A 14,142-nucleotide genomic window follows, 5' to 3' on the forward strand; every position below is an offset into this window, starting at 1 on the left:
CCCTGCCCGACCCTTGAAAGGCACGCCATGTCCTCAGCCCCCACCTCCTCCGCTGTCGTGACCCGCTTCGCGCCCTCGCCGACCGGCTATCTGCATATCGGGGGCGCGCGCACGGCGCTGTTCAACTGGCTTTTCGCGCGCCACCATGGCGGGCAGTTCCTGCTGCGGATCGAGGATACCGACCGCGCCCGCTCGACCCCGGAAGCCAGCGAGGCCATTCTGGACGGGCTGCGCTGGCTGGGCCTCGACTGGGACGGCGCGCCGATCAGCCAGTTCGAGCGCGCCCCCCGCCATGCCGAGATCGCCCAGCAGATGCTGGCCCAAGGCCATGCCTATCGCTGCTATTCGACGCCAGAGGAGATCACTGCCTGGCGCGAGGCCAACCCCAACCGCCCCTTCCTGTCGCCCTGGCGCGACGCGACCGAGCCGCAGCAGGACCGCCCCTTTGCCATCCGCCTGCGCGCCCCGCGCGAGGGGCAGACGGTGATCGCGGATGCCGTGCAGGGCGACGTCACCTTCCGCAACGATCAGCTTGACGACATGGTGCTGCTGCGCAGCGACGGGACGCCGACCTATATGCATGCGGTGGTGGTCGACGATCACGACATGGGGGTGACCCATGTCATTCGCGGCGACGATCATCTGACCAATGCCGCGCGGCAGGCGCAGATCTATGACGCGATGGGCTGGCCGCGCCCGGTCTTTGCCCATATCCCGCTGATCCATGGCACTGACGGCAAGAAGCTGTCGAAACGGCACGGCGCGGTCGGGCTGCATGAATACGCGGTCTTGGGTTATCCGGCGGCGGCGATGCGCAACTATCTGGCCCGGCTCGGCTGGTCGCATGGCGATGACGAGCTGTTCACCGACGCCCAGGCGCAAGAGTGGTTCACCCTTGACGGCATCGGGCGGGCGCCGGCCCGGCTGGACTTCAAGAAGCTCGAGCATGTCTCGGGCTGGCACATCGCGCGGATGAGCGAGACCGAACTGCTGGCAGAGCTGGACCGCTATCTTGACGCAGCGGAACACCCGCGCCTGACGCAGCGGCAGATCGAACGGCTGCGCCCGATCCTGCCGGCGCTGCAGGCCAAGGCCAAGACCCTGCCTGCGCTGCTGGAACAGGCCCGCTTCGCGCTGATCGAGCGTCCGATCGTGCCGGACGAGAGGGCCGCCGCGGCGCTGGATACGGTATCCCGTGGTATGCTGATTACATTGACGGCTGCGTTGCGGACTGCTAGTTGGTCGCGCGACGAGCTGGAGCAGGCTGCCAAGTCCGTGGCAGAGGCAAACGGGCTGGGACTGGGCAAGATCGCGTCGCCGCTGCGCGCTGCCTTGGCCGGGACAAGCTCTACCCCCAGCGTGTTCGACATGATGCTGGCGCTTGGCCGCGATGAGGCCCTTGCACGGCTGCAAGATCAGGCGGGCCAAGACCCGCTTTCACAACCGGCTGCCGACGGCGCCGGCATAAGCGAAGGAAACCGGAATGGCTGACAAGAAACCCGCGATTCTGTCTCTGGGCGAGAAGCAGGTCGAATTGCCTGTCCTGACGCCGACTGCGGGACCGGATTGCCTGGATATTCGCAAGCTCTACGCCCAAGGCGACGTCTTTACCTATGACCCCGGCTTTACCTCGACCGCCAGCTGCGATTCCGAGATCACCTTTATCGACGGCGACAAGGGTGAGCTGTGGTATCGCGGCTATCCGATCGAGCAGCTTGCCGAGAAGTCGCATTATCTCGAGGTCTGCTATCTGCTGCTGCACGGCGAACTGCCGTCGGAAGAGCAGATGGTCGATTTCGAGAACCGCATCACGCGCCACACCATGGTGCATGAGCAGATGCATTATTTCTTCCGCGGCTTCCGCCGTGACAGCCACCCGATGGCAACGCTGGTGGGCGTGGTCGGCGCGATGTCGGCCTTCTATCACGACAGCCTCGACATCAATGACCCGCATCACCGCGAGGTGGCCTCGATCCGGCTGATCGCCAAGCTGCCGACGCTGGCTGCGATGGCGTTCAAATACGCGATGGGCCAGCCCTTCGTCTATCCGAAGAACGACCTCGATTACGCGTCGAACTTCCTGCATATGTGCTTCTCGGTTCCGGCCGAAAACTACAAGGTCGATCCGGCGCTGGCGCGGGCCATGGACCGCATCTTTACCCTGCATGCCGATCACGAACAGAACGCCTCGACCTCGACCGTGCGTCTGGCCGGGTCGTCGGGGGCGAACCCGTTTGCCTGCATCGCGGCGGGCATCGCCTGCCTGTGGGGGCCGGCGCATGGCGGTGCGAACCAGGCGGCGCTGGAAATGCTGCAGGAAATCGGCACCGTCGACCGCATTCCGGAATACATCAAGCGCGCCAAGGACAAGGATGATCCCTTCCGCCTGATGGGCTTTGGGCACCGGGTCTACAAGAACTTCGACCCGCGCGCCAAGGTGATGAAGGAATCCGCCGACGAGGTTCTGGACCTGCTGGGGATCGAGAACAACGAGACCCTTAAGGTTGCCAAGGAGCTGGAGCGGATCGCCCTCGAGGATGAGTATTTCGTCTCGAAAAAGCTCTATCCGAACGTCGATTTCTATTCCGGCATCATCCTGTCGGCCATCGGCTTCCCGACCTCGATGTTCACCCCGATCTTCGCGCTCTCGCGCACCGTCGGCTGGATCTCGCAGTGGAAAGAGATGCTGTCGGACCCGCAGAACAAGATCGGCCGCCCGCGCCAGCTTTATGTCGGCTCGGATAAGCGCGATTATGTCCCGGTCGACAAGCGCTAAGCCGGCGACAGATGCAGACACGGCCCCGGAGTCCGGGGCCGTTTTGCTGCGCCCTCATCACGTCTTGTGCTCCATCGGCTGGGCCGGACGAGGCTACTCGCCCGCCTTCAGCCGGAACATGGACAGGGTGGTGATGGGCCGGCTGCGCCGCGATCCGGCGACGCCCGTGCAGTTCGTGGCAGGCGCCGACAGCATCTGCGCCCCCTGCCCGCACCGGCGTGGTCAAGGCTGCGCCTCGGCCGAGCGCATCGCGGGGCTGGACCAAGCGCATGGCGCGGCGCTTGGCATTGCGCCGGGCGCCGCGATGACGTGGGCGCAGGCCGAGGCGCGGGCCCGGCGGCTCGATCCCGACGATCTGGATCGCATCTGCGCGGCCTGCCAATGGCTGCCGCTGGGGCTGTGCAAATCGGCGCTGGCGGCGCTGAAGGCCGCCGAAAGCGAAAACGCCGCCCCGGATGGGACGGCGTCGTAAGGTTCCGGGTCCGTGGGATCAGCGGCGGTCCAGCACGCTCCACCCGCCCTTGACGGCCATGGCGGCCAGGATCGCCTTGACCACCGCGCCCAGCAGGAAAGGCGCGACCCCGGCCATGAAGGCCGCGCTGAGCGACAGGCCGGTCACCGCCTTCAGCGCCAGCATCCCCGGCACGAACAGCAGAATCGCGGGCAGGAAGGCGGCTACGAACAGGCGCATCACGCCCCGGTCCAGCCCACGCTCGACCAGCCAGCCGGTCAGCCATGCCATGCCGATAAAGCCCCACAGAAAGCCCGCCGTCGGCCCCATCAGCGGCGCGATGCCGCCGGTGGCGTTTGCAAAGACCGGCAGCCCCATCGCGCCCTCGGCCAGATAGGCGAGCAGCGTCAGCGCACCCAGCCTTGCCCCATAGGTCAGCCCGATCACCGAAACCGCCAGCGTCTGCAGCGTCATCGGAACCGGGATCATCGGAACCGAGATCTGCGCCGAGATCGCCAGCACCGCCGAGCCGGCAAGGACCAGCATCGAATTGGCGAACAGGGAACGGGTCGGCATCGCGGCCTGGGTCAAAGTCATCTTGGTGCCCCTCCTGGGTGTCTTGTTTATGCGCGCGATTTTGCCGCATCCGGCCCGGAAGTCAATTCCCTGTCCCATCTTGCAGTTCGCGCGTGGGTATGGGACAGCATCGGCCATGAAAAAGGACATGGCAAAGCGTATGGCGGAACATCTGTCGGCGGGGCACAAGCCCGGTCCGCAAAAGGTGGCGCTTGTCACCGGCGCCTCGCGGGGGCTTGGCGCGGCGCTGGCCGAGGCGCTTGGCCATCGCGGCTATCACGTCATCGCGGTTGCCCGCACCGTCGGCGCGCTGGAAGAGCTGGACGACCGCCTGCGCAATGCCGGCTGCCAGCCGGCAACGCTGGCGCCCATGGATGTGATGGAATCGCCTGCCATGATGCAGCTGACCGCCGCCATCGCCAAGCGGTGGGGCGGTCTGGATGTCTGGGTGCACACGGCCATCCACGCCGCGCCGCTGACCCCGGCGGGCCATGTCGACGGCAAGGATTGGGAGAACTCGTTCAAGGTCAACGCGACCGCGACCCAGAACCTGATCGGCCTGCTCGAGCCGCTGCTGCGGGCCCGTCACGGCGTGGCGATCATTCCCGACGATCCGCGCGGCGGGCAGAAGTTCTTTGGTGCCTACGGTGCCAGCAAGGCCGCGCAGATGGCGATTGCGTCAAGCTGGAAGGCGGAATCCGCCCGCCTTGGCCCAGAGGTGCTGATGCCGCATCCCAAGCCCATGCCCACGGCCATTCGCGGACGTTTCTTCCCCGGTGAGGATCGCTCGACCCTGTCGCCCTGCACCATCGAGGCCGAGGCGATTCTGGACGAAGCCGGGCTGTAGCCGCCCCCTGCCCGGCGCAGATTGCCAAAAGAAAAGCCCCGGAAATCCGGGGCTTTCGTCGTCTTGTTCAGGTGCTTCAGTGCGGGACCGTCGAGGAGTCCGGGTCCAGACCGATATGCGTGCCAAGCGCCTGCATGTCGGCCAGCAGCTTGACGGCGGCGGCGACCACGCCCTCGGCGCCTTCGGCCTCGCGGGCCTCGGCCACCTTCTTCTTGCGATGGGCCGAGCGCAGCATCTCGTCGAACACCTCTTGCGTCATCTCGTCCCGACGACGCCCGATCTCGGCCAGAAGCGAGACCGAGTCGTTGGTGATCTCGGCGAACCCGCCCGAGATGGCGAACTGATGCTCGGTCCCCTTGTCGTCGACGACGGTGACCAGACCGGGCCGCAGATTGACGATGGTGGCGGCGTGACCGGGCATCGCCGACAGATCGCCATCCTCGCCCGGCAGGCGCACCTCGCGCACGGGAACGGAAATCAGGTTCCGTTCCGGCGCGACCAGGTCGAACTGCATGGTATCAGCCATTTCGCCCCCTTATGCCGCTTCTGCGGCGAGTTTCTGGGCCTTGGCCTTCACGTCCTCGATCCCGCCGACCATGTAGAAGGCGGCTTCCGGCAGGTGATCGTATTCGCCGGCGGCGACGGCCTTGAAGGACCGGATCGTCTCTTCCAGCGGCACCTGCACACCGTCAGAGCCGGTGAAGACCTTGGCGACGTCGAAGGGCTGCGACAGGAAGCGCTGGATCTTGCGGGCGCGGGCGACGGTCAGCTTGTCCTCTTCCGACAGTTCGTCCATTCCGAGGATCGCGATGATGTCCTGCAGCGACTTGTATTTCTGCAGGATTCCCTGAACCTCGCGGGCGACGTTGTAATGCTCTTCGCCCAGGATCTGCGGGTCCATCAGGCGCGACGAGCTGTCCAGCGGGTCCACGGCCGGATAGATGCCCAGTTCCGAGATCGCACGCGACAGGTTGGTCGTGGCGTCGAGGTGGGCAAAGGTCGTGGCCGGGGCCGGGTCGGTCAGGTCGTCGGCGGGCACGTAGACCGCCTGGATCGAGGTGATCGAGCCGCGTTTGGTCGAGGTGATGCGTTCCTGCATCGCGCCCATGTCGGTGGCCAGCGTCGGCTGATAGCCCACGGCCGAGGGGATGCGGCCCAGCAGCGCCGAAACCTCGGAGCCGGCCTGGGTAAAGCGGAAGATGTTGTCGACGAAGAACAGCACGTCGGTGCCGGACTGGTCGCGGAACTGCTCGGCCACGGTCAGGCCGGTCAGCGCCACGCGCATCCGCGCACCCGGAGGCTCGTTCATCTGGCCATAGACCAGCGCCACCTTGGACTTGCTGAGGTCTTCGGTGTTGATGACGCCGGATTCGACCATTTCATAGTAGAGGTCGTTGCCCTCGCGCGTCCGCTCGCCCACGCCGGCGAAGACGGAATAGCCCGAGTGCACCTTGGCGATGTTGTTGATCAGTTCCATGATCAGAACCGTCTTGCCGACGCCGGCACCGCCGAACAGGCCGATCTTGCCGCCCTTGGAATAGGGGGCCAGCAGGTCGATGACCTTGATGCCGGTGACGAGGATTTCCGACGAGGTCGCCTGCGAGGCGAAGTCGGGCGCCGGCTGGTGGATCGAGCGGGTCTCGGTCACGTTCAGCGGCGCGCCTTCGTCAACGGGCTCGCCCACGACGTTGAGGATCCGGCCAAGGGTCACGTCGCCCACCGGCACCTGGATCGGTTCGCCGATATCGGTGACCTCGGCGCCGCGGACCAGACCTTCGGTCGCGTCCATGGCGATGGTGCGGACGGTGTTCTCGCCCAGATGCTGGGCCACTTCCAGCACCAGCCGCTTGCCGTTGTTGGTGGTTTCCAACGCGTTCAGAATCGCCGGCAGGTGGTCTTCGAACTGCACGTCGACGACGGCGCCGATGACCTGGGTGATCCTGCCCTTTGCTTTGGCCTCTGCCATGTTTCTACCCCTTTGCGGTCAGAGCGCCTCGGCGCCCGAAATGATTTCGATAAGTTCCTTGGTGATCGCAGCCTGACGGGACCGGTTATAGACGGTGGTCAGACGGTCGATCATGTCGCCGGCGTTGCGCGTCGCGTTGTCCATGGCCGTCATCCGCGCGCCCTGTTCGGACGCGGCGTTTTCCAGCAGGGCGGTGAACACTTGCGTCGCCACCGCGCGCGGCAGCAGGTCGCGCAGGATCGCCTCTTCGCCCGGCTCATAGTCGTATTCGGCCGAGACCGAGACCGGCTCTGCCGTCTCGTCGATCACCGCGGGGATGATCTGGCGCGCGGTCGGCACCTGGCTGATCACCGATTCGAAGCGGTTGTAGAACAGCGTCGCCACGTCGAAATCGCCGGTTTCAAAGCGGTCGAGCACCTCGTCCGCGATGCCGCGGGCGTTTTCATAGGCGACGCTTTTCACGTCCGACATGTCGACATGATTAACGAACATCTGCCCGTAATCGCGCTTGAGCTGCTCGCGGCCCTTCTTGCCGACGGTCAGGATGGTGACCTCTTTCCCCTCGCCCGTCAGCCGGTTCGCCGTCTGGCGCGCCAGCCGCACGATGGTCGAGTTGAAACCACCGGCCAGACCGCGTTCCGAGGTCAGCACCACCAGCAGATGACGTTCTTCCGCGCCGGTCCCGGCCAGCAGGCGCGGCGCGGTGTCGGCACCGGCCGCCTTGCTGGCCAGCCCCGCCATGACCGCGTTCATGCGGTCGGCATAGGGGCGCGCCTCTTTGGCGGCTTCCTCGGCCCGGCGCAGCTTGGCGGCGGCGACCATCTGCATGGCCTTGGTGATCTTGCGCGTCGACTTGACGCTGTTGATCCGGTTTTTCAGATCCTTGAGGCTGGGCATCTATCCCTCCTCTCAGGCGCGGGTTTTGTTGTAAGCGTCCAGAGCAGCCTTGATCGCATCTTCCAGATCGCCCGCCACCTTGCGGTCGTTCTTGGTGATGTCGTCCAGCAGATCCGATCTCTGGTTGCGCAGGAACTGGATCAGACCCTGTTCCCAGGCCACGATCTCGCGGACCGGCACCTGGTCGACATAGCCATGCGTGCCCGCATAGATGACGACGACGATCTCGGCGTTGGTCAGCGGGTGATACTGGGGCTGCTTCATCAGCTCGGTCAGGCGCGCGCCGCGGTTCAGCAGGCGCTGCGTTGCCGCGTCGAGGTCCGAGCCGAACTGCGCGAAGGCCGCCATCTCACGATACTGCGCCAGTTCCAGCTTGACCGGGCCGGCGACGGATTTCATCGCCTTGGTCTGGGCCGACGACCCCACCCGCGACACCGACAGACCGGTGTTCACGGCCGGACGGATGCCCTGGAAGAACAGGTCGGTCTCCAGGAAGATCTGCCCGTCGGTGATCGAGATCACGTTGGTCGGAATATAGGCCGACACGTCACCCGCCTGGGTTTCGATGATCGGCAGCGCGGTCAGCGAACCGCCGCCGTAATTCTCGTTCAGCTTGGCCGAACGCTCGAGCAGGCGCGAGTGCAGATAGAACACGTCGCCCGGATAGGCTTCGCGCCCCGGCGGGCGACGCAGCAGCAGCGACATCTGGCGATAGGCGACGGCCTGCTTGGACAGGTCGTCATAGATCATCAGCGCGTCCATGCCGTTGTCGCGGAAGAACTCGCCCATGGCGGTGCCGGAATAGGGCGCCAGATACTGCATCGGCGCGGGGTCCGAGGCGGTGGCGGCGACGACGATGGAATATTCCATCGCGCCGGTCTCTTCCAGCTTTTGCACCAGCTGCGCCACGGTCGAGCGCTTCTGCCCGATGGCGACATAGACGCAATACAGCGTCTTCATGCCGTCGTCTTCGCGGCCGTTATAGTTCTTCTGGTTCAGGATCGTGTCGAGCGCGAGCGCGGTCTTGCCGGTCTGGCGGTCGCCGATGATCAGCTCTCGCTGACCGCGGCCAACCGGTATCATGGCGTCCACGGCCTTCATGCCCGTCGCCATCGGCTCGTGCACCGATTTACGCGGCATGATGCCCGGCGCCTTCACGTCGGCCACGGCCTGCGTGACGTCGGTCAGCGGGCCCTTGCCGTCGATCGGGTTGCCAAGCGCGTCGACGACGCGGCCCAGCAGGCCCTTGCCGACCGGCACTTCGACGATGGCGCCGGTCCGCTTGACGGTGTCGCCTTCCTTGATGTCGCGGTCATCGCCGAAGATCACGACGCCGACGTTGTCGGTTTCGAGGTTCAGCACCATGCCGCGGATGCCGCCGGGGAATTCCACCATCTCGCCGGCCTGGACCTTGTCGAGGCCGTAGATGCGGGCGATGCCGTCACCGACCGACAGCACCTGGCCGACTTCGGCCACTTCGGCGTCCTGGCCGAAATTCTTGATCTGATCCTTGAGGATCGCCGAAATCTCGGCAGCCTGGATTCCCATTATCCGACCTCTTTCATGACATTCTGCAGGGAAGCGAGCTTCGATCTGATCGAACTGTCGATCATCTGCGAGCCCAGCTTGACAATCATGCCGCCGATGAGCGTGTCATCGACGCGCGTGTTCAGTTTGACCGTCTTGCCCGATTTTTCGGCCAGCGTCGCGGTCAGACGCTGCTTTTGCGTATCGCTCAGCTCGACGGCCGAGACGACATCGGCGGTGACTTCGCCGCGTTCCTCGGCGATCAGCGCCCTGAGCCGGTCGATCAGTTGCGGCAGCGCGAACAGGCGGCGGTTGCGCGCCATCAGCGCCAGCGTGTTGGTCAGCGCGTCCGACAGGCCCATGCGCGCGGCAATCGCCTGGATCGAGCGCTGCTGCTCGGCGCGCGAATAGATCGGCGACGCGATCAGGTCGCGCAGCGCCTCGCTGTCCTGAAGCGCCGTGTCCAGCGCGTCGGCCTGCTGGGCCAGCTGGTCGATCCCTTCGGATTCCCTGACGATATCGAACAACGCCTGCGCATAGCGCCCGGCAATCGAGGCGGAAATCGATGCGGAGTTGGCCACGGTCATCCTTCCGGTTTGCGCGCAACCCGCCGTCGGGCCGTCCCTCGGGACAGTCGGATGCGGGATCACGGTCGTTGGGTGCGGGCAGTTTCCGCCCGTCATCTTTCGCGGTGGTCTGTAGCAATTGTTTTTCGCACCCGCAACACTCCAATGACGCCGCGGGCGCGTTTTGCGCCAACATCTTGCCGCATTGCGGCATCGGGTCACGCCGCCTTCCGGGCGAGGCGGTCACGCCCGCTTTCCACCTGCCCCGCTGCCTGCAACCGATGTCACACTCGCGGCGCGGCCCCTCGTGCACCCCCTGCCCCAACCCCGGCACAGCGCGCATCATGCGCCTGCGTGCCACGGGCCGGATCGCGTGCCGGGCGTGGCCGCGCGATGCCTTCCAGCACCTCGAGCGGGCTTGGCACGCTGACCCGCTGCGCCGGACCGACGGGGGCGCGGATCTGCTTGGTGAACTCGGCCCAGATCACCCCCGCCACCAGAACCGACGAGATCCGCCCGCCCATCCGCTCCCACCACATGGCGCTGCGCAGCCAGAAACGGCGGTCCGAGGGCGGGATATAGATGGCAGCGCCGCTGCGCTCGGTCACGAAGCCCGCCGCCTCGGCCTGCCGCGCAAGCTGGCCGGGCGTATAGCTGCGGCCGAACCCGAAGGGCGTCGTATCGGTCCGCGCCCATAGCCCCGCCCGGTTCGGCACCATCACCACCATCCGCCCGCCCGGCCCCAAGGCGCGCCACGCCTCGGCCAGCAGCGCGCCGGGATGGTCCGAGGTCTCCAACCCGTGCAGGATCACCAGCCGGTCGACGCTGCCGGTATCCAGCGGCCAGGCGGTCTCGTCGCACAAGACGCTGTGATTGGCCCCACCGGCGGGCCAGGCCATGACGCCCTGCCGCCCCGGCATCAGCCCGGTCACGCGCCGCGCATGGCCCAGATAGGGCCGCAGCATCGGCACGGCGAAGCCGTAACCCGCGACCGACATGCCCGTGACCGAGGCCGCCGGCCAGCTCGCCCCCAGCCGGTCCCGCAGGATGCGCTGCGCGACCCGCCCCAACGAGCGTGCATAATAGAATCGGCGCAGATCGATGACATTATGATGCATCTGTCGAATTGCACTCGGTTGCGGCGGCGTCGGTCGCGGTCCAGACTGACCGCAAAGAACAGGAGTTTGCAATGTCCCAAGCCGAGATTGTCACCATCCGCTGCCTGCAGGACAATTACGCCTATCTGCTGCACGCAGACGGGCAGACCGCGCTGTTCGACGCCCCCGAGGCCGCGCCAGTGCTGCAGGCGCTGCGCGAGCGGGGCTGGCGGCTGGACCAGATCTTCCTGACCCATCACCACGCCGATCACATCCAGGCGGTACCGGAACTGGTCGCGGAGACGGGGGCGCAGGTCATCGGCGGGGCTGCCGACGTCCACCGCCTGCCGCCCCTGGATCAGCAGGTTGGTGCGGGCGAGACGGTGCAGGCGGCGGGGCTGACGGCGCATGTGATCGACGTCTCGGGGCATACGGTCGGGCATCTGGCCTTTCACGTGCCTGAGGCGAGCGCGGTCTTTACCGGCGACAGCCTGATGGCGCTTGGCTGCGGGCGGCTGTTCGAAGGCGACGCGCCGACCATGTGGCAAAGCCTGATGCGGCTGAACGCCCTGCCGGACGAGACGCTCGTCTGCTCGGGCCATGATTACTGCACCGGAAACGGCGCCTTTGCGCTGTCGGTGGATGCCGACAACACGGCCCTGCAGGACCGGCTGGACCAGATCGCCGCTGGCCGCTTTCCCTGCGCGCCCGCGACGCTGGCCGTGGAACGAGCCACCAATCCCTTCCTGCGCGCCGGGGCCTTGGCCGAAAGCGTCGGGGCCAGCGATGCGGCGTCGGCCTTCGCCCGGCTGCGTGCCATGAAGGACGCGTTCTAGGGATGGAAAACACGACCCTCCACGCCTTGAAACCCGACCGGGGGACGCCCAGATTGTCACGCACAACCGGGATTTCGGTGCTGCCGCGAAAATGTGACTTGAAACGCGACGAAATCCACCAATCCTTAAGATGATGATGACAGTCTGTGCAGGTGGGCGCGGCCCAAACCGCTCGGACAGACTGACAGGAGACGCAAGTGCCCTCATTCTCGACCTCTCTTGAACAGGCGATTCATGCCGCCCTCGCGCTTGCCAATGAACGCCGCCACGAATTGGCGACGCTGGAACATCTGTTGCTGGCGCTGACCGAAGAACCCGATGCGGTGCGCGTGATGCGGGCCTGCAATGTCGATCTGGCCGAGCTGCGCCAGCATCTGAACGAATTCATTGACGACGATCTGTCGACGCTGGTGACCGATATCGACGGCTCGGAAGCGGTGCCGACGGCGGCCTTCCAGCGCGTGATCCAGCGTGCCGCGATCCATGTCCAGTCTTCGGGCCGGGCCGAGGTGACGGGCGCCAATGTGCTGGTCGCGATCTTTGCCGAACGCGAATCGCATGCTGCCTATTTCCTGCAGGAAATGGACATGTCGCGTTATGACGCGGTGAATTTCATCGCCCATGGCGTGGCCAAGAATCCCGATTTCAACGAAGCGCGCCCGGTGACCGGCTCGGAATCTCCGGCCGAGGAAGAGGCGGCACCGTCGCCGAAATCCGAATCGGCGCTCGACAAGTTCTGCGTCAACCTGAACGAAAAAGCCGTTCAGGGCGATGTCGATCCCCTGATCGGGCGCGAGGCCGAGGTCGAGCGTTGCATCCAGGTCCTGTGCCGTCGGCGCAAGAACAACCCGCTGCTGGTGGGTGACCCCGGCGTGGGCAAGACCGCCATCGCCGAAGGTCTGGCCAAGAAGATCGTCGAGGGCGAGACGCCCGAGGTGCTCTCCGGCGCCACGATCTTTTCGCTCGACATGGGGGCGCTGCTGGCCGGCACCCGCTATCGCGGCGATTTCGAAGAGCGGCTGAAGGCTGTCGTCAAGGAACTCGAGGCGCATCCCGATGCGGTCCTGTTCATTGACGAGATCCACACCGTGATCGGTGCCGGTGCGACCTCGGGCGGCGCGATGGATGCGTCGAACCTGCTGAAGCCGGCGCTTGCCGGCGGCAAGATGCGCTGCATGGGCTCGACCACCTACAAGGAGTTCCGCCAGCACTTTGAAAAGGACCGCGCCCTGTCGCGGCGTTTCCAGAAGATCGACGTGAACGAGCCCTCGGTGCCGGATTCGATCAAGATCCTCATGGGTCTGAAGCCCCATTTCGAGGCGCATCACGAGCTGCGCTATACGAATGAGGCGATCAAGACCGCCGTGGAACTCGCCAGCCGCTACATCAACGACCGCAAGCTGCCCGACAGCGCCATCGATGTCATCGACGAGGCCGGCGCGGCGCAGCATCTGGTCGCCGAAAGTCGGCGCAGAAAGACCATCTCGCCGAAAGAGATCGAGGCCGTCGTGGCCAAGATCGCGCGGATTCCGCCCAAGAACGTCTCCAAGGACGATGCCGAGGTGCTGCGCGACCTCGACCGCTCGCTCAAGCGTGTGGTGTTTGGGCAGGATGCGGCCATCGACGCGCTGACCTCGGCGATCAAGCTGGCCCGTGCGGGCCTGCGCGAGCCGGAAAAGCCGATCGGCAACTATCTGTTCGCGGGACCGACCGGCGTTGGCAAGACCGAGGTCGCCCGCCAACTGGCCGATTCGCTGGGGGTCGAGCTGCTGCGCTTCGACATGTCGGAATATATGGAGAAGCACGCCGTCTCACGGCTGATCGGCGCGCCGCCCGGCTATGTGGGCTTTGATCAGGGCGGTCTGCTGACCGACGGCGTGGACCAGAACCCGCATTGCGTGCTGCTGCTGGATGAACTCGAAAAGGCGCATCCGGATGTCTACAACATCCTGCTGCAGGTGATGGACCACGGCAAGCTGACCGACCATAGCGGCCGGACCACCGACTTCCGCAACGTCGTCATCATCATGACTTCGAACGCGGGCGCGGCGGATCAGGCGCGCGCGGCCATCGGCTTCGGCCGCGACCGTCGCGAGGGCGAGGATACCGCCGCCATCGAGCGCACCTTCACGCCCGAGTTCCGTAACCGTCTGGACGCGATCATCAGCTTCGCGCCGCTCTCGCGCGACGTGATCGTGCAGGTGGTCGAGAAGTTCATCCTCCAGCTCGAGGCGCAGCTGATGGACCGCAACGTCCATATCGAGCTGACCCCCGAGGCCGCGAACTGGCTGGCGGAAAAGGGCTATGACGACAAGATGGGCGCCCGTCCGCTGGCCCGGGTCATCCAGGAAACGATCAAGAAGCCCCTGGCCGAGGAGCTGCTGTTCGGCCGGCTGACCAAGGGCGGTGTCGTCAAGGTCCGCGTAGAGGACGACAAGCCCGTCCTCGACATCACCGGCCCCGAAGCCCCCCGCATCGGCCGCAAATCCAAGCCACCCCTGCTGACGGCGGACTGAGCAGAAGAAATCACGCGGCCTGTGGAAACACGGGCCGCGTGATGTAATGAAGAAGCCGTGCTGGATTGGGTATGACAGGGCCAGAGC

Annotated in this window: 13 protein-coding genes; 6 read left to right on the forward strand and 7 right to left on the reverse strand. The window is 65.7% G+C overall.

Annotation, left to right across the window (positions count from 1 at the left end; all coding sequences use genetic code 11):
* The first annotated feature begins 27 nt into the window (after positions 1-27).
* The 3 genes from gltX (at position 28) to CYR75_RS07020 (ending at position 3,248) form a co-directional block, all read left to right on the forward strand.
* The gene (gene gltX / locus CYR75_RS07010) at positions 28-1,491 is read left to right on the forward strand and encodes a glutamate--tRNA ligase (RefSeq protein WP_101499402.1); all 1,464 of its coding nucleotides are present in this window, start codon (positions 28-30) and stop codon (positions 1,489-1,491) included.
* Complete coding sequence (gltA, locus tag CYR75_RS07015) at positions 1,484-2,776, forward strand: citrate synthase (RefSeq protein WP_101499403.1); 1,293 nt, start codon at positions 1,484-1,486, stop codon at positions 2,774-2,776. The genes gltX and gltA overlap by 8 nt, the downstream gene beginning before the upstream one ends.
* A gap of 118 nt (positions 2,777-2,894) precedes the next feature.
* Positions 2,895-3,248, forward strand: coding sequence for a DUF1284 domain-containing protein (locus tag CYR75_RS07020; RefSeq protein WP_264080912.1), 354 nt, complete (start codon positions 2,895-2,897; stop codon positions 3,246-3,248).
* A gap of 18 nt (positions 3,249-3,266) precedes the next feature.
* Here CYR75_RS07020 and CYR75_RS07025 read toward each other — a convergent pair whose 3' ends face one another.
* Positions 3,267-3,824, reverse strand: a complete 558-nt coding sequence (locus CYR75_RS07025) for a biotin transporter BioY (protein ID WP_225972886.1) — start codon at positions 3,822-3,824, stop codon at positions 3,267-3,269.
* A gap of 127 nt (positions 3,825-3,951) precedes the next feature.
* Here CYR75_RS07025 and CYR75_RS07030 point away from each other — a divergent pair, with 127 nt between their 5' ends.
* Positions 3,952-4,650: an SDR family NAD(P)-dependent oxidoreductase gene (locus tag CYR75_RS07030; protein WP_225972887.1), complete on the forward strand. Its 699-nt coding sequence runs from the start codon at positions 3,952-3,954 to the stop codon at positions 4,648-4,650.
* A gap of 76 nt (positions 4,651-4,726) precedes the next feature.
* Here CYR75_RS07030 and atpC read toward each other — a convergent pair whose 3' ends face one another.
* The 6 genes from atpC to CYR75_RS07060 form a co-directional block, all read right to left on the reverse strand.
* A complete protein-coding gene (gene atpC, locus CYR75_RS07035) occupies positions 4,727-5,176 on the reverse strand; it encodes an ATP synthase F1 subunit epsilon (RefSeq protein ID WP_101499406.1) in 450 nt (149 codons plus the stop codon).
* Between the two features lie 9 nt (positions 5,177-5,185).
* Positions 5,186-6,616 carry a F0F1 ATP synthase subunit beta gene (gene atpD, locus CYR75_RS07040; RefSeq protein ID WP_101499407.1) on the reverse strand — a complete coding sequence of 477 codons (1,431 nt, stop codon included), beginning with the start codon at positions 6,614-6,616 and terminating at the stop codon, positions 5,186-5,188.
* A gap of 18 nt (positions 6,617-6,634) precedes the next feature.
* The gene (locus tag CYR75_RS07045; protein ID WP_101499408.1) at positions 6,635-7,513 is read right to left on the reverse strand and encodes a F0F1 ATP synthase subunit gamma; all 879 of its coding nucleotides are present in this window, start codon (positions 7,511-7,513) and stop codon (positions 6,635-6,637) included.
* Between the two features lie 12 nt (positions 7,514-7,525).
* Positions 7,526-9,061 (reverse strand): F0F1 ATP synthase subunit alpha, encoded by a 1,536-nt coding sequence (gene atpA / locus CYR75_RS07050; protein WP_101499409.1) that lies wholly within the window; start codon positions 9,059-9,061, stop codon positions 7,526-7,528.
* Positions 9,061-9,627: a F0F1 ATP synthase subunit delta gene (locus CYR75_RS07055; RefSeq protein ID WP_101499410.1), complete on the reverse strand. Its 567-nt coding sequence runs from the start codon at positions 9,625-9,627 to the stop codon at positions 9,061-9,063. The genes atpA and CYR75_RS07055 overlap by 1 nt, the downstream gene beginning before the upstream one ends.
* Positions 9,628-9,890: 263 nt before the next feature.
* Positions 9,891-10,724 (reverse strand): class I SAM-dependent methyltransferase, encoded by an 834-nt coding sequence (locus tag CYR75_RS07060; RefSeq protein WP_101499411.1) that lies wholly within the window; start codon positions 10,722-10,724, stop codon positions 9,891-9,893.
* A gap of 71 nt (positions 10,725-10,795) precedes the next feature.
* Here CYR75_RS07060 and gloB point away from each other — a divergent pair, with 71 nt between their 5' ends.
* The gene (gene gloB, locus CYR75_RS07065) at positions 10,796-11,539 is read left to right on the forward strand and encodes a hydroxyacylglutathione hydrolase (protein WP_101499412.1); all 744 of its coding nucleotides are present in this window, start codon (positions 10,796-10,798) and stop codon (positions 11,537-11,539) included.
* A 197-nt stretch (positions 11,540-11,736) separates the two neighbouring features.
* The gene (gene clpA / locus CYR75_RS07070; RefSeq protein ID WP_101499413.1) at positions 11,737-14,055 is read left to right on the forward strand and encodes an ATP-dependent Clp protease ATP-binding subunit ClpA; all 2,319 of its coding nucleotides are present in this window, start codon (positions 11,737-11,739) and stop codon (positions 14,053-14,055) included.
* The last annotated feature ends 87 nt before the right edge of the window (positions 14,056-14,142 follow it).

The sequence above is a fragment of the Paracoccus jeotgali genome (assembly GCF_002865605.1).
GTDB classification, from domain to species: domain Bacteria; phylum Pseudomonadota; class Alphaproteobacteria; order Rhodobacterales; family Rhodobacteraceae; genus Paracoccus; species Paracoccus jeotgali.